The following is a 21,077-nucleotide window of genomic DNA, read 5'->3' on the forward strand; positions in this document are numbered from 1 at the left end:
GGAAGTACATCGGCGTAGTCGAAGCAGTTTAGCATGGCCTTTCTGTCGCTCCGGCAGCACCGGAGCGGTTTTCGCCACTTTTCCCGCCGTCGCGGGTCCCTCGGGCCCGGGGCACTTTTGGGCGATAATCCGGCCATGCACACCAACACCTCCCTGACCCGCTACGCCTGGCTATCCATTGCCGCCGCCATCGCCACCATCCTGCTCAAGGGGGCGGCCTGGTGGTGGACCGGCTCCGTCGGCCTGCTTTCCGATGCGCTGGAATCCTTCGTCAATCTGGCCGGCGCCCTCATGGCCCTGTGGATGCTGACCCTGGCGGCCCAGCCGCCCGACGAAAAGCACGCCTACGGCCATAGCAAGGCCGAGTATTTCGCCAGCGGCTTCGAAGGCCTGCTCATCCTGGTGGCGGCCCTGGCCATCGCCCACACCGCCATCAACCGCCTGCTGAACCCCCAGGCGCTGGAGCAGGTAGGCGTGGGCCTGGCCATTTCGGTAGTGGCTTCCCTGGTCAATCTGGGCGTCGCCCGGGTCCTCCTGGCCGCCGGCAAGCAGTACGGCTCGGTCGCCCTCAAGGCGGACAGCGCCCACCTCATGACCGACGTGTGGACCTCCGTCGGCGTCATTGCCGGCGTGGCCGCCGTGGCCCTGACCGGCTGGCTGTGGCTGGACCCGATCCTGGCCCTGATCGTTGCCACCCACATTCTCTACACTGCCTGGCACCTGATCCGGGATGCAGCCGCCGGCCTCATGGACGCCGCCCTACCGGAAGAATTCCTCGGCAGCCTGGAAAGCACCTTGTTGCCCCACCGGCAGCAGGGCATCGGCTTCCACGCCATCCGCACCCGCCAGGCCGGCACCCGGGCCTTCATTTCCCTGCACGTGCTGGTGCCGGGAGAATGGACGGTGCAACGGGCCCACGAACTGGCCGAGCAGGTGGAGGAGGACATCCGCCGGGCCATTCCCGGCGCCCATGTCACCACTCATCTGGAGCCCCTGGAAGACCCCCTGTCCCACCAGGACATCGACCTGGACCGCTGATGCGAGCCAAGGCGCTGCTCCTGATCCTGGGCATCGGCCTCGGTGCGCCTCCCGCCCTGGCCTGGAACGGGGCGGGACACCGCATCAGCGCCAGCATTGCCTGGAACAGGCTGTCCGCCCCGGCGCGCCAACAGGTGAGCCGCCTGCTGCAGGCACACCCGGACCTCGCCCGCTGGCAACGGCAACAGAAGCACTACGGCAGCCTGGAGCAAAGCCGGGTGCTGTTCATCGAAGCCTCCACCTGGGCCGACGACATCCGTCACGACAGCCGCTACCACGACAACGACGCAGAGACGCTTTCCGACACGCCGGACATGATGGCCCGGCATCGGGACTGGCACTACGAGAACCTGCCCCTGACGCCTGGGCAGGGCGGGCCGAAGGAGCGGGCGCCGCAGCGGGGACAGCTCACCACCCGCATCAAGCAGTTGTCGGCCCAACTGGCCGACCGGCGCCTGGGCGACCCGGAGCGGGCCTACGCCCTTGTCTGGCTGATCCATCTGGTGGGCGACATCCACCAGCCCCTGCACGTGGTCAGCCGCTACGACGAGGAAGGCAATCCGGATGCCGGGGGCAACGACCAGTCGGTGATCGACCCGGCCAACAACCGCAGACCCGAAACCAGCCTGCACACCTATTGGGATGATCTGCCGGGACCCTCCCGGCTGCGGGGAAACCAGCTGCTGGATGCCGCCCAGTTAATGGACTCCGACATTCAGCACACACCACAGAAGACGCTTACCGCCTGGCGGCAGGAGTCATTGCAACTGGCACGCACCCGGGTTTATCCCGGCATCGACAGCAATCTGGTGCCGGTACTGGATGAACGTTACAGCAGGCAAGCCAAGGCAGTCGCAGATAGACGGCTGGTTGAGGCAGGGCGCCGGCTGGCCGGACTGCTCAACAGGATATGGGGTAAGTGACGTTTCACGTGGAACAAAGCCGGCGAACGCCGCCGGGTGTTTCACGTGAAACAGGGCGGTGAGGACCGCCCTGTTTCTTTTGGGAATTGTCAGCGGGCCAGCTGACGCAGCCGCGCAATGCGTTCTTCGGTCGCCGGATGGGTGGAAAACAGTCCGGCCAGACCACCTCCCGACAGGGGATTCATGATCATCATCTGGGCCGTTTCCGGATGGGCCTCCGCCGCCGGCATGGGAATGCCCCGGGCGTAGGCATCGATCTTGGCCAGGGCATCGGCCAGGGCCAGGGGGTCGCCGCTGATCTGGGCACCGCCCCGATCGGCCTCGAATTCCCGGGCCCGGGAAATGGCCATCTGGATCAGGCTGGCCGCCAGGGGCGCCAGCAGGGCCACCAGAATGCCGGCCAGGGGATTTGCCGGCCGACCTTCTTCGTCCCGGCCACCGAAGAACATGGCGATATTGGCAAGGGCCGAAATGGCGCCGGCCATGGTAGCGGAAATGGTGGAAATGAGGATGTCCCGATGCTGCACGTGAGCCAGTTCGTGGGCCATGACACCCCGCAACTCCCGCTGGGAGAGCATCTGCAGGATGCCGGTGGTCGCCGCCACCGCGGCATTCTCGGGATTGCGGCCAGTGGCGAAGGCGTTGGGCTGAGCCTCGTCGATGATGTACACCCGGGGCATGGGCAACCCGGCACGACCAGCCAGCTCCTTCACCATATTGTAGAGATAGGGGGAGGAAGCCTCGTCCACCTGCTGCGCGTTGTACATGCGCAGCACCATCTTGTCCGAATTCCAGTAGGCGAACACATTCATGGCACCGCCCAGAAGCAGGGCGATCACCATGCCCTGGGCACCGCCCACGGCACCGCCGATGACACCGAAAAGAGCGACGATGGCCGCCATCAGCAGGGTGGTCTTGAACCAGTTCGCACTCATCTCAAACCTCCGGACAATCTTGTATGGGTGGTTAACTCGGGGCGTCTGTCGCCAAATTCAAGCCGCCGGGAGTTCGAACCGCACCCCTGCGGACACGCCGTGGCCGGCCAGGAACTGGGCTACCGGCAGGCGTTTGCCGCCGGCCTTCTGCAATTCGGTCAGCAGCAGGGAGCCACTACCGCAAGCCACCAGGATGCCGTGCTTGTCCGCCACCAGCACGGTACCGGGAGCACCGCTTTCGCTGCGGGGCAGGGCGGCCCAGACTTTCAGGGGCGCACCGTCCAGCACCGCGGTGGTTCCGGGGAATGGAGTGAAGGCCCGAATCTGCCGATCCAGCTCGGCTGCCGGACGGCGCCAGTCCAGGGGCGCCTCGGACTTGTCCAGCTTGGCAGCGTAGGTGACACCGGATTCGGGTTGGGCGACCGCCGGCAGCGGCAGGCGCTGCAAGGCGCTGACAATGAGCTGGGCCCCCTGCAGCGCCAGCTTGTCGTGCAGGGTCTGGGACGTATCCTGGGCCGTGATGGGCGTACTGTCGGATAGGAGTACGGGGCCGGTATCCAGGCCCGCTTCCATCTGCATGATGCAGACGCCGCTTTCCGCATCGCCGGCCAGAATGGCCCGGTGGATGGGCGCCGCGCCGCGCCAGCGGGGCAGGAGGGAGGCATGGATGTTGAGGCAGCCATGGCGCGGAATGTCCAGCACGGCCTGGGGCAGGATCAGGCCATAGGCGGCCACCACCATCACGTCCGGTGCCAGCAGGCGCAGCTTCTCCTGGGCCGCCTCATCCTTCAGGGTCAAAGGCTGGAATACTTCGCTGCCCCGGGACAGGGCCAACTGCTTCACCGGCGAGGCCTGCAGGGTCATGCCCCGGCCCGCCGGCCGGTCGGGCTGGGTCAGTACCAGAGGAATGTCGTGGCCTGCCTCGTAAAGGGCGGCCAGGGCCCGGGCGGCAAATTCGGGAGTGCCGGCAAAGACGATTTTCATGGGGGGGGAGAACCAGAAGGAAGGAGGGCAGGGGAGCAGAGCTGCTCCCCCGGAAAATCAGGCGGTGATGCGGGCCTGCTTGGCCAGCTTGGCCTTGATGCGGCCCTGTTTGAGCTGGGACAGGTGATCGACGAAAACCTTGCCCTGCAGGTGATCCATCTCATGCTGGATGCAGACGGCCAGCAGGCCGTCCGTTTCCAGGGAACAGGTCTTGCCTTCCAGGTCCAGGTAACGCACGGCGATATGCTCGGCCCGCTCGACCTTGTCGTAAATGCCCGGCACCGAGAGACAGCCTTCTTCACCCACCTGTAGTCCGTCGCGGTGGGTGATTTCCGGATTGATCAGCACCAGGAGTTCGTCCTTGGTTTCCGACACGTCGATGACAATCACCTGCTTGTGTACATCGACCTGGGTGGCGGCCAGACCGATACCCGGCGCCTCGTACATGGTTTCCGCCATGTCCCGGGCCAGGGCACGAATGCCGTCGTCAATTTTTTCGACCGGAACCGCCACTTTTTTCAAGCGGGGATCCGGGAAGCGCAAAATAGGGAGTAAAGCCATAAAAAGCTTGCCCGAATAATCTATTACATGCAGAATTTAAACCAAATCCCTAGATTCGGGACATGGGTGTGGACAACAAAAGGGCCGCCCTTGTTCCGGCAGCGCGAGGACGCCACGATGATTCGACACCTGTTCGGCCGCCCTGGCCTGAACCCCGCCCGCATTATAGCCACCCTTCTGTTGGCTGTCGCCGCCTCCAGCGCCAGTGCCCAGGAATCTCCCCGCCTCGCCGACAACGCGCCGGACCGCCATATCGTGGTGCCGGGCGACACCCTGTGGGGCATCGCCGGCAAGTTCATCCAGGAACCATGGCGCTGGCCCGAAATCTGGCGCCTGAACAAGGACCAGATCAAGAATCCCCACCGCATCTACCCGGGCGACGTCATCGTCATGGTCACCGGCGAGGACGGCAAGCCACAGCTCAAACTGGCCAAGTCGCTCAAGCTGCAGCCGCGCGAGTACAGCGAAGCGGTCAAGAACGAAATTCCCACCATTCCGCAAAGCATCATCGAGCCCTTCCTGTCCCAGCCCCTGGTGGTGGACCCCAGCGCCATGGACAAGGAAGCCCGCATCATCGCCACCCAGGAAGGACGGGTCTATCTTGGTGGCGGTGATCAGGCCTACGTGGTCGGGGTACGGGAGCCTTCCGAATTGTGGCAGGTCTATCGTCCCGGCAAGGCCATGCTCGATCCCGACACCAAGGAAGTGCTGGGCCATGAGGCGTTCTACCTGGGCACGGCCAGGCTGATTCAACCGGGAGAGCCCTCCGTCATGGAAATGGTGGAGGTGAAGCAGGAGGTCGGCAAGTTCGATCGACTGATGCCCGCATCCCGCCCCGAACTGATCACCTATGCCCCACGTCGTCCGGAAGCCAAGGTTGAGGCCCGCATCATCGCGGTGTACGGCGGTGTTGGCACCGGTGGGCGCTACTCGGTGGTATCCCTGTCCAGGGGCAGCCGCGACGGACTCGAGGTCGGCCACGTCCTAGCCTTGCTGCGCAGTGAAAAGGTCTATGAACAGCGCAACGAACAGGGCGAGCGGGAGTTGGTCAAGGTGCCGCCCCAGCGCTATGGCCTGGTCTTTGTCTTCAGGACGTTTGAACGAGTTTCCTACGCTCTGGTCATGGATGCTGCCTTGCCCCTGTCTCTGGCCGATCTGGTACGCAACCCCTGAGCCCCCGCCGTGGCTGACCCGGCCCTCACCGCCTGGCTCCGGCTGACGCTGGTTCCGGGCGTCGGGCCGGAGACCCAGCGCCATCTCTTGGCCGCCTTCGGCCTACCGGAACAGGTTTTCTCCGCCCCCCGCAGTGCCCTCAAGCAGGTCGTCGGCAAGAAGGCCGATCTGCTGCTCGATACGGACAATCAGGAAGCGGTGGACCGGGCCCTGGACTGGGCCGACAAGCCGGGCAACCGCATCCTGACCCTGGCCGATCCGGACTATCCCCAGCTGCTGCTCGAATCCGCCGATCCGCCCAGCCTGCTCTATGTGAAGGGCCGGGTGGAACTGCTAAACCGGCCTGCCCTGGCCATTGTCGGCAGTCGTAATGCCACGCCCCAGGGCCTCAAGGATGCCGAGGCCCTCGCTGCCGATCTGGCGGCCCAGGGGCTGACCATCGTCAGCGGCCTGGCCCTGGGCATCGACGGCGCCGCCCATCGGGGCGGGCTGAAAGGGGAGGGCGGCAGTGTCGCCATCATCGGCACCGGGGCCGATCGCATCTATCCCTCGCGGCACAAGGAACTGGCGCTGCAGCTGGCGACCGAAGGCGCCATCGTTTCCGAATTTCCCCTGGGTACGCCGGCGGTGGCCCACAATTTTCCGCGCCGCAACCGCATCATCGCCGGCATGGCCAAGGGCTGCCTGGTGGTGGAAGCCGCCCTGGAAAGCGGCTCCCTCATCACCGCCCGTCTGGCGGCCGAACTGGGCCGGGAAGTGTTTGCCATTCCCGGCTCCATCCATTCGCCGGTGGCCAAGGGCTGTCACCGGCTGATCCAACAGGGGGCCAAGCTGGTGCAGGAAGCCCGGGACATTGTGGAAGAAATCGGTCCGTTCGACCCCCCGGGCTGCAGGCCAGCAAGGACGCCACTTTCCACCGGCAATACGCCAACAACCGTGCCAATCCTCGATCCTGGCCAGGCTGCCGTACTCGATGCCCTCGGCCACGACCCGGCCAATCTGGACCAATTGCTGCAGCGCACAGGCTTGACGACGGAAGCCCTATGCGCCATCCTCGTGACGCTGGAACTGGCGGACCACGTTGCCAGTCTTCCCGGAGGCCGCTACCAGCGGCTTTCCCCCACCTGATACGTTGCCAATGTTCGACATCCTCGTCTATCTCTTCGAAAACTACGTCGATTTCGCCGACTTCAGCAAGTCCGGCAATCAACCCGATTCACCCGATTCCCAGGCCGACACGGCCCTCAGCCGCAAACTCACTGCGGCCGGCTTCTCCGAAGAAGAAATCAGCGAAGCCCTGGAATGGCTCCAGGGCCTCAAGGCCACCCTGCCGACCCGCCAGCTGCAGGCCGATTCCCGTTCCCTGCGGGCCTACACGCCGGACGAAAGCGCCCACCTGGGTGCCGACGCCCTGGGCTTCCTGCATTTCCTGGAACAGGCCAAGGTCCTTTCCGCCGACCTGCGGGAACTGGTCATCGAGCGGGCCATGGCCCTGCCGGACGACCGGTTGTCCCTGGGGCGCTTCAAGGTCATCGTGCTGATGGTCCTGTGGAGCCAGGAGCAAAACCTGGATACCCTCATCGTCGAAGAACTGCTCTCCGAAGCGGAACCCGAACACCTGCATTAAGTCCATCCGTCGGGCCTGCCAGCCGGGGCGACTGAGGGGTCGCACCAGATGGCGCAGGCAGCATGATGGGCGAAGCACGCAATATGCAGGCTTCGCGCGTCAAATTAGTGGCTGCTTGCTTGCCAAGGCCCGTAAGTCCCTCTTATCATCCCCCGCACCTCCCGACCGGGACTGCCAGAGGCCCCTGCCATGGGCAAACAGCTCATCATTGCCGAAAAACCTTCCGTCGCTGCCGACATCGCCAAGGCCCTTGGCGGTTTCACCAAGCATGACGACTATTTCGAGAGCGACAACTTCGTTCTCTCCTCTGCTATCGGCCATCTGCTGGAACTGGTGATCCCCGAGGAATACGAGGTCAAGCGCGGCAAGTGGTCCTTTGCCCACCTGCCCGTGATCCCGCCCCACTTCGAACTGAAGCCGGTGGAGAAAACCGAGTCCCGCCTCAAGCTGCTGACCAAGCTGATCAAGCGCAAGGATGTGGACGGCCTGGTGAACGCCTGTGACGCGGGCCGCGAGGGTGAGCTGATCTTCAATTACATCGCCCGCCACGCCAAGTCCGGCAAGGCCGTGCAGCGGCTGTGGCTGCAGTCCATGACGCCCCAGGCCATCCGCGACGGCTTCGCCCGTCTGCGCCGCGGCGAGGAAATGCAGGGGCTGGGCGATGCCGCCGTGTGCCGTTCCGAATCCGACTGGCTGGTCGGCATCAACGGCACCCGGGCCATGACCGCCTTCAACTCCAAGACCGGCGGCTTCCACCTCACCACCGTGGGCCGGGTGCAGACCCCAACCCTATCCCTGGTGGTGGAGCGGGAACGCAAGATCCGCGAATTCAAGGCCCGTCCCTACTGGGAAGTGGAGGCCACCTTCGCCGCCGCTGCCGGCGAATACAAGGGCAAGTGGTTCGACGAAGCCTTCAAGGGCAAGGACGAGGACGAACACGCCCGGGCCGACCGCCTGTGGGACGAAGCCCGGGCCAAGGCTCTGCAGGCCAAGTGCGAAGGCCAGCCCGGCGAAGTGAGCGAGGAGGCCAAGCCCTCCACCCAACTCTCGCCCCTGCTCTTCGACCTCACCAGCCTGCAGCGGGAGGCTAACAGCCGCTTCGGCTTCTCCGCCAAGAACACCCTGGGCCTGGCCCAGGCCCTGTACGAAAAGCACAAGGTCCTGACCTATCCCCGGACCGACTCCCGGGCCCTGCCCGAGGATTACCTGGGCACGGTGCAGGCCACCCTGCAGATGTTCAACGGCGAAAACCTGACCAAGGGTTCCGACACCTCCGTAGTGGACCGCTACGGCATCTTCGCCAACAAGATTCTCAAGTCCAAGTGGGTGGTGCCGAACAAGCGCATTTTCAACAATGCCAAGATTTCCGACCACTTCGCCATCATCCCCACCACCCAGGCGCCGAAGAATCTCTCCGAGCCGGAACAGAAGCTCTATGACCTGGTGGTCAAGCGCTTCCTCGCCGTCTTCTTCCCCGCCGCCGAATACCTGATCACCACCCGCATCACCCGGGTCGCCGGCGAACCCTTCAAAACCGAAGGCAAGGTCCTGGTGAATCCGGGCTGGCTAGCCATCTACGGCCGCGAAGGCCAGGAGGGCGACGAGGGCAACCTGGTGGCCGTCTCCCAGGGTGAGAAGGTGCAGACCGAAGAAGTGGCGGTCAATCAGAACGACACCCGGCCCCCGGCCCGCTACTCGGAAGCCACCCTGCTCTCCGCCATGGAAGGCGCCGGCAAGATGGTGGACGACGAGGAACTGCGTGCCGCCATGGCCGGCCGCGGCCTCGGCACCCCGGCCACCCGGGCCCAGATCATCGAAGGCCTGATCACCGAACAGTATCTGCACCGCGAAGGCCGGGAACTGATCCCCACCGCCAAGGCCTTCTCCCTCATGACCCTGCTCAACGGCCTGGGCATTTCCGAACTGACCTCGCCGGAACTGACCGGCGAATGGGAATGGAAGCTGGCCCAGATCGAGCGCGGCGATCTTTCCCGCAGCGCCTTCATGCAGGAAATCGAGGAAATGACCCGGCACATCGTGGACCGGGCCAAGAGCTACGACAGCGACACGGTGCCCGGCGACTTCGGCCTGCTCAAGTCGCCCTGTCCCAAGTGCGGCGGTCTCATGCGCGAGACCTACAAGAAATTCCAGTGCGGCGATTGCGACTACGGCCTGTGGAAGATCGTCGCCGGCCGCCAGTTCGAGCCGGAGGAAATCGAGACCCTGCTCACCGAACGCCAGGTCGGCCCCCTGATGGGCTTCCGCAACAAGATGGGGCGGCCCTTCAATGCCCTGATCAAGCTCAACGACAAGAACGAACCGGAATTCGACTTCGGCCAGGACCGCTCCGGCGAGGACGGCGGCGAACCGGTGGACTTCTCCGGCCAGGAAAGCCTGGGGCCCTGTCCCAAGTGCGGCAGCCCTGTCTATGAGCACGGTCTGGCCTACGTCTGCGAAAAGTCCGTGGGTCCGGCCAAGAGCTGCGACTTCCGTTCCGGCAAGATCATCCTGCAACAGGCGGTGGAACGGGAACAGATGCAAAAACTGCTGTCCACCGGCCGCACCGATCTGCTCAAGGACTTCATCTCCGCCCGCACCCGGCGCAAGTTCTCCGCCTTCCTGGTGAAGGGCAAGGACGGCAAGGTCAGCTTCGAGTTCGAGAAACGGGAGCCCAAGGCCCCAGCGGCGAAAAAAACTGCCGCCAAGGCCGAGCCCAAGGCAGCGGCGGAAAAGCCCGCCAAAGCCCCGGCAAAGCGCAAGGCGAAGGAAGCCTGAGGTTAAGCAAGGCAAAAGAAAAGGGCTCGGTGTGAACCGAGCCCTTTTTGCATCCGGACCGCCGCCAGGCGGCGAAGCGGTGAATTTACTTATTCTTCGAGCAGGACGCGCAGCATCCAGGCGTTCTTTTCATGCACTTCCATGCGCTGGGTCAGCAGGTCGGCCGTCGGCTGGTCGTTGGCCTTGTCCACCACCGCGAAGACCTGGCGGGCGGTGCGGGCCACGGCTTCCTGGCCGGCCACCAGCTGGCGGATCATGTCCTTGGCCTTGGGCACGCCGTCTTCCTCGGTGATGGAAGCCAGTTCCACGAAGCGCTTGTAGGAGCCGGGAGCCGGGTAGCCGAGGGCGCGGATGCGCTCGGCGATCAGGTCCAGGGAGTTCCACAGTTCGGTGTACTGGGTCATGAACATGGTGTGCAGGGTCTGGAACATGGGGCCGGTGACGTTCCAGTGGAAATTGTGGGTCTTCAGATAGAGGATGTAGCTGTCTGCCAGCAGGTGGGAAAGGCCGTCGGCGATTTTCTTGCGGTCTTTCTCGGTGATGCCGATATCGATCTTGGTTGCCATGTGGATTCTCCTTTCAAGCTTCTCAATAACCATGCGCCCATTGTGGCCGATGGCGGCCGCCCGGGCCAATGACTTATCCCTATGGATTGAATAGGGACGGGCAATACAGACGGACTACAGTACCTTAACCCCGGGTGGCGGACATTGCAAAATGGCGGCCCGCACCGCATCGATGGCCTGGGGCCGGGGGAAGGTGACGCGCCAGGCCAGCACGATGCGGCGGGAAGGCTCCGGCGCCTTGAAGGGAATGACCCGGGCCAGGGACGGATCCGGCGGCGCCACCTCGACGGCGGAAGCGGGCAGCACGGCAACGCCAGTGCCGCTGGCCACCATCAGGCGGATGGTCTCCAGGGAGCCGCCCTCGTAGGAACGTTCCAGCCCGCCCGGCTCGGTCAGACGCGGACAGGCGGCCACCACCTGGTCGCGGAAACAGTTGCCCTGGCCCAGCACCAGCAGTTCCTCGCCCTTCAGCTCCCCCGCATCCACCGATTTCCGCTCGGCCCAGGGATGGGCCGCCGGCACCAGCATGCGGAAGGGTTCGTCGTACACCGGCTGGGTGACGATGCCCGGCTCGTCGAACGGCTGGGCCACCACGATCACGTCCAGCTCGCCCCGCTTCAGGGATTCGGCCAGCACGTGGGTGAAATTCTCCTGCAGGTAAAGGTGCATGTGGGACACGGCCTGGTGCAGAGCCGGCACCAGCCGGGGCAGCAGATAGGGGCCGATGGTGTAGATCACCCCCAGGCGCAGGGGCCCGCTGAAGGGATCCTTGCCCCGCTGGGCGATTTCCTCGACCCGCTGGGCCTCGTTCAAGACCTTCTCGGACTGCCGCGCCACTTCTTCGCCGATGGGCGTCAACCGCACTTCGGCGGCGCTGCGTTCGAACAGCAGCACCCCCAGGCGCTCTTCCACCTTTTTCAGGGCCACCGACAGGGTGGGCTGGCTCACGTGGCATTTCTCGGCGGCGCGGCCGAAGTGGCGCTCCCGGGCCAAGGACACGATGTAGCGCATTTCCGTCAGGGTCATGCTGTGTATAACTCAGGTAAAAGTGGTGGAACCAATTGTGCACAACCTGGGCGGGCAAGGGTAGGGGAAAATCCCTGCACAATCTTCCCACACCACTGCACAGAGGTTTCTCACAGGGATTTTCCGGACCTAAGCCAATGAATGGGATTGGCTTTTCAAAGTTATCCACAGACTTGGGGCTGAGTTAACTGGTTTACGTCTTTGTATACATAAAAAACAGTGAACAACCCCTAGGGAAAAGCCGTGAAAACCGGAACGGCTGAAAAAAGCCAAAGCGGGCGGGGAAAAAACGACCTAGGCCGGAAGGCAGAAAGGGCGGGTCAAAGGAAAGATGATGGCTGGAGAAGCGCTATTTTTCTTTCTCGCAGGCATGGCACCCTGAAAATCGCCGTCATTCCTTCATTTCCAGGCGCCAAAGAAAAAGCCCCGCGTTGGCGGGGCTTTTTCACTCAGGCCGGCTTCAGCTTTTCCAGATCCTCGGCTTCCAGCCAACGCCACTCGCCCGGCGCCAGATCCGCGGGCAGATCCAAAGCGCCGATCCTCACCCGCTTCAAACCCTCCACCCGGTTGCCTACAGCGCCCAGCATGCGCTTTACCTGGTGGTACTTACCCTGGGTGATGGTCAACCGCAGTACGGTGTCGCTGACGAGCTCGCAGCTATCCGCAACCACCGGCTCGTATTCGCCATGAAGGAGAACCCCGGCCAGCAGCTGATCAATCTGGGCCTGGTCGATGGGATGCTTGGCCGTGATCTCATAAACCTTGGGCACCTTGCGCTTGGGCGAACTCATCTGGTGGATGAACTGGCCGTCGTCGGTCATCAGCAGCAGGCCCGTAGTGTCCTCATCGAGGCGGCCGACGCATTGCACGTCCCGGTTCACCAGCTCCTCCGGCAGCAGGGTGAAGATGCTGCGGTGGTGCTTGGGCTTGTGGGAGCACTCGTAGTCCCCCGGCTTGTGGATCATCAGGTAAGCCTTTTCCCGGTAACGCCAGGGCTGGTCGTCCACGGTGAATTCGAAACCTTCGGGATCCACTTCCAGGAAGGGGTCTTCCACCACCACCCCGCCGATTTCCAGCCAGCCGTTACGCACCAGGGCTCGGCATTCCTTGCGGGTGCCGAATCCCTGGCTGTGCAGCAGTTTTTCCAGTTGCATGGTGACGCTCTCTCCTAATCCGGCCGCCGCGGCGACCGCTTACACACTTTTACAACCCCTTGCCGGGGTGAAACACCTGGGACGCCCTGGCCTTCCTATACTGGGCCCGTCGATTCAATGAACCCCGAACCCAGGAGAAACACCATGTCAGGACGCCATGTTCTCGCCTTTCTCGCCCTTGCCGGCTTCGCATTTACGGTACAGGCCCAGGAAGCCCCCCAGCCGGCCCCCAAGGGCCCCGCCATGCAGGAACGCTGTGCCGCCAACCCCAGGGCCTGCGAACGGCTCAAGGAGCGCCACGACGCCTTCTGCAAGGATAACCCCCAACGCTGCGAAGAGCTCAAGGCAAAACGGGAGGAAATGCGGCAGAAGTGTAAACAAGACCCGGCCGCCTGTGACAAGGCGCGGGAAGAAATGCGTGCCAAAGCCCGGGAACAGTTCGAACAGCGCTGCAAGGAAGATCCCAAGCGTTGCGACGACATGAAGAAACGCTTTGTCGAAAGCCGGGGCAAGCGCCACGGCGACCGGCCCGCTCCCGCACCGGCTGCACCGGCATCCGCTCCTCCCCAGAACTGAAGCCTCTTTTCTTCTCTTTTACCGCCCTCTTCACCGGGGGCTTTTTTTTTCCGGCTCCAGCTAAGGGTTGTTCACTGTTTTTTATGTATACAAAGACGTAAACCAGTTAACCTGGCCCCAAATCTGTGGATAACTAATTTTTCTTCCGATACAACAATTGCTTAAGACAGAAAAATCCCTGTGCAAAACGTCTGTGTAGCGCTGTGAGGCAATTGTGCAGGGTTTTTGCCAAACCTGCGAAACAGGGAGTTGTGCACAACTGGTACCCGATCCATACCCAAGTTATGCACAGGCTGTTAACAGGTGTTGGGGAACCGCCGCCATCGTTGCTACTCTGACAACCTCAACCCCATCCATCAGCGAGGAAATTCCATGAGCCAGACCGTTACCCTGGGCGGCAACCCCATTCAAGTGGCCGGCCAACTGCCTGCCCCCGGCAGTGCCGGCCCCGCTTTCACTCTGACCGGCAAAGACCTGGGCGAAGTGACCCTGGCCGGCCTGGGCCCGGTGCGCAAAGTGCTGAACATTTTCCCCAGCATCGATACGCCCACCTGCGCCACCTCCGTGCGCCGCTTCAACCAGGCCGCCGGTTCCCTGGCCAACACTGTAGTCCTGTGCATTTCCGCCGACCTGCCTTTTGCCCAGGCCCGCTTCTGCGGCGCGGAAGGTCTGGAAGCGGTGCGCACCGTGTCCACCTTCCGCAATCCCGAATTCCTGCAGAACTACGGCGTGGCGGTGGAAAACGGCCCCCTCAAGGGTCTCTGCGCTCGGGCCGTGGTGGTGCTGGATGCCGACAACAAGGTCCTGCACAGCGAACTGGTCGGCGAGATCAAGAACGAACCGAATTACGACGCAGCCCTGGCAGCGCTCAAGTAAGGCTGCCTAAAAAAAAATAAAACGCCCGGCTGTGCCGGGCGTTTTTCATTGCGGCTTTGCTGGTGGATCGGCAAGCAACCCGCCCAAGTCCGAACCGCCACCGATCAGGCCCCCTTCCAAGCCGGCACATAACCGGCAGGGGAAGTAGAACCCTGGGTCAGGCGGCGCCCCAGAGCCGCCGCCGGCTGCTCGACCCAGCGGTGGAACAACTGCGCCAGCAGCACACTGCAGACAAAGGCCAGCAACAGGCCCAGGGCCGCCTGCTCCGGCGAATAGAGTTCCAGCCGGGTCCACAGGGCGCCGACAAACACCAGCACCGGGAAATGCACCAGAAACAGGCTGTAGGAAATCCGCCCCAGCTCCAGCACGGCCTTGTGTTGCGGCCAGCGGGCGCCCCAGCCGCGCCATTCCGCGTGCCATAGCAGCAGGCCCACCAGCAGGGCGCTGAGCAGGCGCCAGCGCCATTCAAAACCCATGGCCGCCAGCAGCAGCAGGGCGTAGAGCCAGAACTGCAGGGGGGAACGGGCTTGGCGCACGGCATGGTGAATGACGATGCCCATGAAGAAGTAGGGGAAGAAATACAGCCACCAGCCGTCCAGGGCCCCATCCAGATTGAAGTGGAAGAGGGCAAAGGCCGCCGCCGGCCAGCCCAGCAGCAGGGGCATGTTGATACGGCCCCGGCCCAGACTGTCGCGCAGCCACAGGCTGCCGGCGTACACCAGGGCCAGCTGGAAGTTGATGCAGACGAACCAGAAGCCAGCCGACAATTGCTCATAGCCCAGCAAGCCCTGGAGGAAGAAGAGGTGGGCCAGCACCTGGGGCAGGCTCACGGGGGACCCGGTGATCTCCTCCGGCAGCCATTCCCGCCCATAGGTGTAGGCCAGGCACACCAGGATCATGGCCGCCAGGTAAGGCAGCCCCAGGCGGCAATAACGCTGCACCACGTAGCGCCCCAAGGCCGGCAGGCGCCAGTCGCGCCCGCTCATGCTGAGGGCCATCACATAGCCCCCCACGACGAAGAACACCTGGGTAGCCCGGGCGTGGTCTGCCAGCCAGTCCAGCAGGTGGCCCAGCAGGGGAGCTGCCCATTCCTTCAGCGGCGGATACAGGGCGAAGTGGTGCCAGGCGATGATCACCGCCGCCACGGCCCGTAGGCCGGTAATGAAATAACGCTTGTCGGAAGCCGGGCTCGCCGTACTTCCGCCCTCGATCACTGATTGCATGGGCATGATGGCCGGCCGTGCAGCGCAGCAGCGGCATTGCCGGCAGAAGTATTGAAAAAGCGGGGCGGGTTGAGCCGAAGCAGCGCTGACGCGCTAAAACGCCGGAAAAGACCGCCAGGGCGGCAGCCTTTCGGGGTGGGAATATCGGTTCCCTTTTGTGACTTTCAAGCCCTCGACCTGGAAGAGGAGGACGGACTTAAAGATGGGCAGAGTCTAGGGAAAGTAACAGCCTGGGGAAAGCCGGGAATGGCGTACGGGGATTGACGGGCAGGGCGGTTATCCGTCACCCAGACCTGATTCGGCACGGCCACGTCAAATTTCTGCTTCAGGTGATTTTGTATCACGACAGCTAGCTTGCCGTAACATCCCGCACGACGACGGTAGCCAGTTTGTGAACGCAGCCCTTTGGCTCGCATGAGCCGATAGACCCGGTGCTTGCCACCTCTTCTACAGGATATCCACGCTCCGTAACTTGCTTCGCCGCTTCGATTCGGAATTCTTCCGGGTAACGCTCGTTGCTCATGACACCTCCCTATTACCTCAAGTTTAAGGCTCAAAGGTGTCTACTAGCTCCGGGGCGATTCAGTAAGTTTGCAACCTCAGTTTTCTTGATAGGAGCGCTCGATGAGCGATTTTGCTCTTTCAAAATCCGCTGGCTTACGTAGTACCACTTCGAGGTCGCCTGTCCCCCAATGGCCAATGTTGGTCACATCCCGAGTAAAACCCTTTTCCAACTCGACCGTCGTTGGATCAAGCTTCAGCGTCAGGAAAACATGGGGGTCTTGTTTGGAGATCAGCGACATGCAGACGAAATTCTTGAGGCGGCGGAACGCTACATAGAGCTTCAACGGCTTCTCGATGATGTCGTCGCCTTGCGCAAGGATAAAGCTACGCGTTTGCTCAAATAGCGCCAGCAGCTCTGGTGAGGCCGAGGCAATTTGGTCGGCGTGTGTCTTCATCGCCAGGGTGGAAGCGGCTGGGGTCTTCACCGGCTTTTCGGTGACCGATTCATCGACTTTCGAAACCGATTGCGTACTGGCCGCGCTCGCGCCATTAACAAGTTCGAGCAGCAGTAGATCTTCGCCGAACAACTTATAACGGATCAATTCAATGTTTCGGTTGATCTGTGCAACGGCGTGCTCGTCGTAACGGGTGAAATCCGCCGCAATGCATAGCAGGCGCGTGCCGCTCCACTCGATCTTGTCCGCCTCGTCCTTGCCGAGCTTATCCATCACCAGAAAACGGAAGTCCGCCTTGTGATCGAGCAGCCAGTCCAGATAAAACAGGCCCTGATTTATCACGTTCTCGTTGCTGTGGCGCTTGTATTCGATGATTACCGGGCAGCCGTTCTCGTCCAGCCCCAGCGAATCGATGCGCCCGCGATGCTTGGCGCCGGTGCTGTACTCGGTGGCGAGGAAGCGCACGCCAAGAAAGGCTTCCATCTGCGACTCAATCAGGCGCTGCAGCGTGCGCTCAATGGTTGCTGACTTGCCGGCCAGTTCACTGGCGCAGTTGTTGGCGTAGCGGAAGAGTTTGATATCGCTCATTTTCAGAACCCGAGATGATCTGCACCGATCAAGGCAATAGTGGCAATCCCAATTCCTTCAGGAAAACGTTGTGCTTGCCCTTGGCCTGTTTGATGTCCTGCTCAATTCTTATCAGCTCTTGATGCACTACTGATAGCACAACCTCTTCTTCCGCCACTGACGTGCTGACGTAACGCGAGATGTTCAGGTTGAAATCGTTTTTTTCGATTTCTTCCATGCTTACGCGTCGTGCGTAGCGAACTTCTTCCTTCCGGTACCGGTAAGTCTCGACGATCTTGTGGATATGTTCATCCGTCAGCTGGTTCTGTCGCTTGCCCTTCTCAAAGTGTTCAGCAGCGTTGATGAAGAGCACGTCATCGGGTTTCTTGCATTTCTTCAGCACAAGGATACAGACCGGTATGCCGGTAGAGTAAAACAAGTTCACGGGCAACCCGATGATGGTGTCGATATGGCCATCCTTTAGCAGCTTTGTCCGAATACGTTTCTCGGCGCCGCCACGGAACAGCACGCCATGCGGCAGGATAATGGCCATCACGCCATCGTCCTTCAAGTAGTGCAATCCATGCAGCAAGAAGGCGAAGTCCGCCGCGCTCTTTGGCGCCACTCCGTGGTTCTTGAAACGCATGTCTTCGCTGATCGTGTCGGTCGGGTCCCAGCGATAACTGAAGGGCGGATTCGCCACCACGGCATCAAACTGCGGCTTCTTCGCCGGATTAGTTTCACGTAGAAAGTCCCACGCATTGGTCAGCGTATCGCCGTGGTAAATCTCGAACTCGGTGTCTTTCACCCCGTGCAGCAGCATATTCATGCGCGCCAGGTTGTAGGTGGTGATGTTGAATTCCTGCCCGTAGATCTTGCCGATGCTGCCGCCCGCATCTTTCACACGGTGGCGGATGTTCAAGAGTAGCGAACCCGAGCCGCAGGCGAAGTCGAAGACGCTCTCCAGCTTCTTGCGCGGCCCTTCCTTCGGCTCCTGGCTGTCCAGCGTCACGATGGCGGAAAGGATGTTTGAGACCTGCTGCGGCGTGTAGAACTCGCCCGCCTTCTTGCCAGAGCCCGCCGCGAATTGCCCGATCAGATACTCGTAGGCATCGCCCAGCGTGTCGGTGTTGGTAGAAAACAGCGACATGCCGCGCGCCAGCTCCGAAATGATCGAGCACAGCTTGTTATTGCGTTCCGAGTGCTTGCGGCCCAGCTTGTCGGATGTGAGGTTGATTTCTGAGAACAGGCCCTGGAAGTTGCTCTGGAATGACTCTTCCTCGATGTATCTGAATCCCTTCTGCAGCGTGCCGAGCAGCTTGTCGCTCTGTGTCTTGGCCAGATGAACGATGCTGCCCCACAAAAAGTCCGGCTCGATCACGTAGTGCACCTTGCGGCGCATCTGCTTTTCGAACTCGACGATATCGTCCGGGTTCGCGTCGTACCACAGCGCCAAGGGTGGCCTAGTTTCGCTATCCTCCGGTATGGGGTAATCCACCCCCAGTTCCTTCTTCGCCGCCTGTTCGTAGTTGTCCGAGAGATAGCGCAGGAAGAGGAAAGACAGCATGTAGTCGCGGAAATCGTCCGCGCCCATCGACCCGCGCAATTGGTCCGCGATGTTCCAGAGCGTTTTGCCGAGTTGCTTCTGGTCGTTTTCAGTCATGGCTTAGGTCGTTTCTTAAGCGTGTTTTCATGATGCGCCGTCAAACAGTGCCGGGCTAAAGGGGTGGCTGCTGATGAATTGCCGCAGCGCCCGGCTCAGATGTTCCTTGTTCTCCGGCAGCATTTCCCTCGGCTCATACAGCGAATAGTCACCGTGACTCATCAGGTCGATCACCCGCTTGTAGCCGGTCTGGTTGGGGTCGTCCGCTTCCGGATCAGGCTTGATGCACTCATCCCACTTGGCGTAGCCGAAGAAGCAGGCGGTCTGCTCCATCACCCGGCGCAGCATGTTGAAGTGATGCGTGTAGAGCGCACCGGACTGCATGGCCCGATGCAGTTCAACCAGCGAAGCCAAGTGATGGAGAAACGGCGTGCTGTCCGTCTCGGAAAGCAGAAAACCGCCGGATGCATCGCGAGTCAGGAAGTACTTGCGCGACTTCTTCAGCTCGTTGCACAGCACATTGAAGAACAAGACATGGTGCGTGGAGACCACTGCCTTCACCTGTTGGGGCGAAGCCGCAAGCATCTGCGCCAGATGGTGCGCCACCATCACGGCATTGTTTTCGTCCAGCGATGAAATCGGATCGTCGATGTAGACGTACTTTACCCAACGATAGGCCTCGATCTCCGGGTCCATCGCCAGCTCCACGATGGCGAGGAAGAAACACCAGATGAAGATGTTCTCTTCGCCACGAGAGACCTTGATGTTCTCTTCGCGCACCGTCTCAAAACTGCCATCGTCTTTCTGGCGCCTGATCTCACGCGCAAAGCTCACCTCCCATTCGGTGGTGTCGATGCGGAAATCGAAATCGGCGTAGCGGTTCAGGAGCGGGCGGATGCGATTGTCCATTTCCAGCTCGCCCAGGCCCGCGAAGAAGCGCGATTCCCGGTTGATCTTCAGCACCCGCTCGCGGTCGTTCGCGAGATCGTTGTCCCAGTGAAACAGGTCTTCGGTGAAGGCGTTGAAGTAGAGCGTGTCGCTTTGCGTCTCGGTGATCGCCAGTGCGTCATTCACCCTGTCGTTGACGTTCTTTGGACGATGCGTCGTCTTCTTGCCCAGGTCCTTGAATACCACCGACAGCCGCGTCTTCCCCGTGCCGTTGTAGGCGTAGAGCAGCACGAACTTCTTCTGTGCCAACTCCGTGCGGAATTGTTGCGCGAGTTCGGGCAAGCCGGGGAAGCTCACGGGCGCCATGCTTTATGCCTCACCCATAGATGGGAAGAGCTGCTGCAATAGGCCCTTCTTTTGGAGATTGAGCGCAGCGAATTTGTCCGCTTCAGCCATGATCTGGGTATCGAAGAATGAGAGGAACTGGGCAATTCGCTGCTGCTCGGCCAGGTTCGGCAAGGAGACTACGAAGTTTCCAAGTTTCTCAAGAGTGATTCGGGTAATTGCTTGTCCGGACATTGAATTGATGATGTTTGACTGAGTACGTTCCGACGTAATCGTCTGGTACAAAAAGTTCTGTTTTACGAGAGCAGCATCTCCACGCAAGACTGCGACGCTCGATAAAAGAGAAAACTCAAAGTCCAAAGTATTAATAGCGCAATTGCCCGTGTTCGCACCGTCCTTCGTAAGCAGGATGTCGTCCTTCTTTACTGGACAACGCGTATAAATCTCACGATGCTCATCTTCGGAGATATATGAGATGGTCGAAAGATCGATATGGCCATTACGTATGTTTTTTGACGTTAGGTAAGGACGTGGCCCTTCCTTTGACTTCGGGGAGAAATGCGTTCCGTCCATGATGCGGATACAGATGCTGCGTAGGGTTTGCTCTTCCCATTCCGGTGCATCGCGGAACTCGGGGAAACGGAGGCGGGGGAGGGTTTCGCCTTCGCGGGGAAAGAGCTGCTGCATCAGGCCGCGCTTGTAGGTCTTCAAGGCCTCGACTTTCCGCCCCTGCGAAGCAATCAGCTCATCCAGTGAGCTCAGGCAGTCGGCGATTTTTTGTTGCTCGACCAGAGATGGGAGATATGTCTCCCAGGAGCCGAGCTTGCTGAAATACAAGCGCGTCCGAGTTCCGCCAGCCTTCTGCGAAAGCGCAAAAGCCTTGAAGTCCTGCGAGTGATTGAGCTTTGCGCGAAGGAAACGGCTATCGAGATTGATGGTTCGGAACACCGGATACTCTTTGCTAACAGCTATCTCTCCGCCAGTTTCATTCACGTTGAATGCGAACTGTCCGTCATCACTCATGTGGCGATACACAAAGCAATTCGGCGGAACTACCCCGTACTCGCCATCGTTGATGATCGTGCGTCCGTCGTAGTAGCTCGCTTGCGGTGTGAGTCCGGACCTTGAAGACGAATAGATAGGTAAAGAGGTCGTCGCGGGAACTCTGGAGCCGCACTCCTCCAAGTAAGGCGCTAAGGCTTTCTTGTCCCATGCGTCGCGGAACCCCGGAAACCGCAACTTCGGCACGACCGCTTTTTTACCCTCCTTCACCATCGC

Annotated in this window: 19 protein-coding genes and 2 pseudogenes; 8 read left to right on the forward strand and 13 right to left on the reverse strand. The window is 61.4% G+C overall.

From position 1 onward, the window contains the following. Positions 1-135: 135 nt before the first annotated feature. Together AZSP09_RS11975 and AZSP09_RS11980 are read left to right on the forward strand one after the other, a co-directional pair. On the forward strand, positions 136-1,038 hold the full coding sequence (locus tag AZSP09_RS11975; RefSeq protein ID WP_014235921.1) for a cation diffusion facilitator family transporter: 903 nt from the start codon (positions 136-138) through the stop codon (positions 1,036-1,038). After that, positions 1,038-1,961: a S1/P1 nuclease gene (locus tag AZSP09_RS11980; protein WP_152090169.1), complete on the forward strand. Its 924-nt coding sequence runs from the start codon at positions 1,038-1,040 to the stop codon at positions 1,959-1,961. Before AZSP09_RS11975 ends, AZSP09_RS11980 begins: the two co-directional genes overlap by 1 nt. A gap of 89 nt (positions 1,962-2,050) precedes the next feature. Here the strand turns inward: AZSP09_RS11980 and htpX are convergent, their stop codons facing one another. Genes htpX through def form a run of 3 tightly spaced genes read right to left on the reverse strand, consistent with a single transcriptional unit; the run spans position 2,051 to position 4,441 of the window. Then, positions 2,051-2,896 carry a zinc metalloprotease HtpX gene (htpX, locus tag AZSP09_RS11985; RefSeq protein WP_130459636.1) on the reverse strand — a complete coding sequence of 282 codons (846 nt, stop codon included), beginning with the start codon at positions 2,894-2,896 and terminating at the stop codon, positions 2,051-2,053. Between the two features lie 57 nt (positions 2,897-2,953). Beyond that, a complete protein-coding gene (gene fmt / locus AZSP09_RS11990; protein WP_152090170.1) occupies positions 2,954-3,880 on the reverse strand; it encodes a methionyl-tRNA formyltransferase in 927 nt (308 codons plus the stop codon). Between the two features lie 57 nt (positions 3,881-3,937). Beyond that, complete coding sequence (def, locus tag AZSP09_RS11995) at positions 3,938-4,441, reverse strand: peptide deformylase (RefSeq protein ID WP_152090171.1); 504 nt, start codon at positions 4,439-4,441, stop codon at positions 3,938-3,940. A gap of 180 nt (positions 4,442-4,621) precedes the next feature. On the opposite strand from def, the gene AZSP09_RS12000 reads away from it, so the two are divergent. The 4 genes from AZSP09_RS12000 to AZSP09_RS12015 all read left to right on the forward strand — a co-directional run bounded on the left by AZSP09_RS12000 (position 4,622) and on the right by AZSP09_RS12015 (position 10,016). Next, positions 4,622-5,614, forward strand: coding sequence for a LysM peptidoglycan-binding domain-containing protein (locus tag AZSP09_RS12000; RefSeq protein WP_232058792.1), 993 nt, complete (start codon positions 4,622-4,624; stop codon positions 5,612-5,614). A gap of 9 nt (positions 5,615-5,623) precedes the next feature. Next, positions 5,624-6,742 (forward strand): DNA-processing protein DprA, encoded by a 1,119-nt coding sequence (gene dprA / locus AZSP09_RS12005; RefSeq protein WP_152090172.1) that lies wholly within the window; start codon positions 5,624-5,626, stop codon positions 6,740-6,742. A 10-nt stretch (positions 6,743-6,752) separates the two neighbouring features. Beyond that, the gene (locus AZSP09_RS12010) at positions 6,753-7,241 is read left to right on the forward strand and encodes a DUF494 family protein (protein WP_152090173.1); all 489 of its coding nucleotides are present in this window, start codon (positions 6,753-6,755) and stop codon (positions 7,239-7,241) included. A gap of 189 nt (positions 7,242-7,430) precedes the next feature. Beyond that, positions 7,431-10,016 (forward strand): DNA topoisomerase III, encoded by a 2,586-nt coding sequence (locus AZSP09_RS12015; protein WP_152090174.1) that lies wholly within the window; start codon positions 7,431-7,433, stop codon positions 10,014-10,016. A gap of 89 nt (positions 10,017-10,105) precedes the next feature. On the opposite strand, the gene AZSP09_RS12020 is transcribed toward AZSP09_RS12015, so the two are convergent. From AZSP09_RS12020 to AZSP09_RS12030, 3 genes are all read right to left on the reverse strand, one after another. Then, positions 10,106-10,582 (reverse strand): Dps family protein, encoded by a 477-nt coding sequence (locus AZSP09_RS12020; protein WP_014235930.1) that lies wholly within the window; start codon positions 10,580-10,582, stop codon positions 10,106-10,108. Between the two features lie 114 nt (positions 10,583-10,696). Continuing rightward, positions 10,697-11,608 carry a hydrogen peroxide-inducible genes activator gene (locus AZSP09_RS12025; protein ID WP_152090175.1) on the reverse strand — a complete coding sequence of 304 codons (912 nt, stop codon included), beginning with the start codon at positions 11,606-11,608 and terminating at the stop codon, positions 10,697-10,699. Between the two features lie 449 nt (positions 11,609-12,057). Beyond that, on the reverse strand, positions 12,058-12,762 hold the full coding sequence (locus AZSP09_RS12030) for a pseudouridine synthase (protein WP_152090176.1): 705 nt from the start codon (positions 12,760-12,762) through the stop codon (positions 12,058-12,060). 144 nt (positions 12,763-12,906) lie between these two features. Here AZSP09_RS12030 and AZSP09_RS12035 point away from each other — a divergent pair, with 144 nt between their 5' ends. Together AZSP09_RS12035 and tpx are read left to right on the forward strand one after the other, a co-directional pair. Next, positions 12,907-13,338, forward strand: a complete 432-nt coding sequence (locus AZSP09_RS12035; RefSeq protein ID WP_152090177.1) for a hypothetical protein — start codon at positions 12,907-12,909, stop codon at positions 13,336-13,338. 372 nt (positions 13,339-13,710) lie between these two features. Beyond that, a complete protein-coding gene (gene tpx, locus AZSP09_RS12040) occupies positions 13,711-14,214 on the forward strand; it encodes a thiol peroxidase (RefSeq protein WP_152090178.1) in 504 nt (167 codons plus the stop codon). Between the two features lie 104 nt (positions 14,215-14,318). Here the strand turns inward: tpx and AZSP09_RS12045 are convergent, their stop codons facing one another. The 7 genes and pseudogenes from AZSP09_RS12045 to AZSP09_RS12070 form a co-directional block, all read right to left on the reverse strand. Continuing rightward, positions 14,319-15,443, reverse strand: a complete 1,125-nt coding sequence (locus tag AZSP09_RS12045; protein WP_152090179.1) for an acyltransferase family protein — start codon at positions 15,441-15,443, stop codon at positions 14,319-14,321. A 272-nt stretch (positions 15,444-15,715) separates the two neighbouring features. Next, positions 15,716-15,877: pseudogene (locus AZSP09_RS20380) on the reverse strand (IS3 family transposase); the annotation flags it as partial. Next, a pseudogene (locus AZSP09_RS20750) lies at positions 15,874-15,960 on the reverse strand (transposase); the annotation flags it as partial. The pseudogenes AZSP09_RS20380 and AZSP09_RS20750, both read right to left, overlap by 4 nt. Before the next feature lie 76 nt (positions 15,961-16,036). After that, the gene (locus tag AZSP09_RS12055) at positions 16,037-16,984 is read right to left on the reverse strand and encodes a DUF5655 domain-containing protein (RefSeq protein WP_152090181.1); all 948 of its coding nucleotides are present in this window, start codon (positions 16,982-16,984) and stop codon (positions 16,037-16,039) included. A gap of 28 nt (positions 16,985-17,012) precedes the next feature. Further along, positions 17,013-18,626: a type I restriction-modification system subunit M gene (locus tag AZSP09_RS12060; protein WP_152090182.1), complete on the reverse strand. Its 1,614-nt coding sequence runs from the start codon at positions 18,624-18,626 to the stop codon at positions 17,013-17,015. A gap of 27 nt (positions 18,627-18,653) precedes the next feature. Further along, positions 18,654-19,820, reverse strand: coding sequence for an AAA family ATPase (locus AZSP09_RS12065; protein ID WP_152090183.1), 1,167 nt, complete (start codon positions 19,818-19,820; stop codon positions 18,654-18,656). A gap of 3 nt (positions 19,821-19,823) precedes the next feature. Continuing rightward, the gene (locus AZSP09_RS12070) at positions 19,824-21,074 is read right to left on the reverse strand and encodes a restriction endonuclease subunit S (RefSeq protein ID WP_152090184.1); all 1,251 of its coding nucleotides are present in this window, start codon (positions 21,072-21,074) and stop codon (positions 19,824-19,826) included. Positions 21,075-21,077 lie beyond the last annotated feature (3 nt).

It is taken from the genome of Azospira sp. I09 (genome assembly GCF_009177135.1).
Lineage (GTDB): Bacteria > Pseudomonadota > Gammaproteobacteria > Burkholderiales > Rhodocyclaceae > Azospira > Azospira oryzae.

Excerpts from the sequence above, each read along its gene's own strand:
- AZSP09_RS11975 (WP_014235921.1), top strand. The coding sequence starts at position 136 with ATGCACACCAACACCTCCCTGACCCGCTACGCCTGGCTATCCATTGCC.
- AZSP09_RS11980 (WP_152090169.1), top strand. The coding sequence starts at position 1,038 with ATGCGAGCCAAGGCGCTGCTCCTGATCCTGGGCATCGGCCTCGGTGCG.
- htpX (WP_130459636.1), bottom strand. The coding sequence starts at position 2,896 with ATGAGTGCGAACTGGTTCAAGACCACCCTGCTGATGGCGGCCATCGTC.
- fmt (WP_152090170.1), bottom strand. The coding sequence starts at position 3,880 with ATGAAAATCGTCTTTGCCGGCACTCCCGAATTTGCCGCCCGGGCCCTG.
- def (WP_152090171.1), bottom strand. The coding sequence starts at position 4,441 with ATGGCTTTACTCCCTATTTTGCGCTTCCCGGATCCCCGCTTGAAAAAA.
- AZSP09_RS12010 (WP_152090173.1), top strand. The coding sequence starts at position 6,753 with ATGTTCGACATCCTCGTCTATCTCTTCGAAAACTACGTCGATTTCGCC.
- AZSP09_RS12015 (WP_152090174.1), top strand. The coding sequence starts at position 7,431 with ATGGGCAAACAGCTCATCATTGCCGAAAAACCTTCCGTCGCTGCCGAC.
- AZSP09_RS12020 (WP_014235930.1), bottom strand. The coding sequence starts at position 10,582 with ATGGCAACCAAGATCGATATCGGCATCACCGAGAAAGACCGCAAGAAA.
- AZSP09_RS12025 (WP_152090175.1), bottom strand. The coding sequence starts at position 11,608 with ATGACCCTGACGGAAATGCGCTACATCGTGTCCTTGGCCCGGGAGCGC.
- AZSP09_RS12030 (WP_152090176.1), bottom strand. The coding sequence starts at position 12,762 with ATGCAACTGGAAAAACTGCTGCACAGCCAGGGATTCGGCACCCGCAAG.
- AZSP09_RS12035 (WP_152090177.1), top strand. The coding sequence starts at position 12,907 with ATGTCAGGACGCCATGTTCTCGCCTTTCTCGCCCTTGCCGGCTTCGCA.
- tpx (WP_152090178.1), top strand. The coding sequence starts at position 13,711 with ATGAGCCAGACCGTTACCCTGGGCGGCAACCCCATTCAAGTGGCCGGC.
- AZSP09_RS12045 (WP_152090179.1), bottom strand. The coding sequence starts at position 15,443 with ATGCCCATGCAATCAGTGATCGAGGGCGGAAGTACGGCGAGCCCGGCT.
- AZSP09_RS12055 (WP_152090181.1), bottom strand. The coding sequence starts at position 16,984 with ATGAGCGATATCAAACTCTTCCGCTACGCCAACAACTGCGCCAGTGAA.
- AZSP09_RS12060 (WP_152090182.1), bottom strand. The coding sequence starts at position 18,626 with ATGACTGAAAACGACCAGAAGCAACTCGGCAAAACGCTCTGGAACATC.
- AZSP09_RS12065 (WP_152090183.1), bottom strand. The coding sequence starts at position 19,820 with ATGGCGCCCGTGAGCTTCCCCGGCTTGCCCGAACTCGCGCAACAATTC.
- AZSP09_RS12070 (WP_152090184.1), bottom strand. The coding sequence starts at position 21,074 with ATGGTGAAGGAGGGTAAAAAAGCGGTCGTGCCGAAGTTGCGGTTTCCG.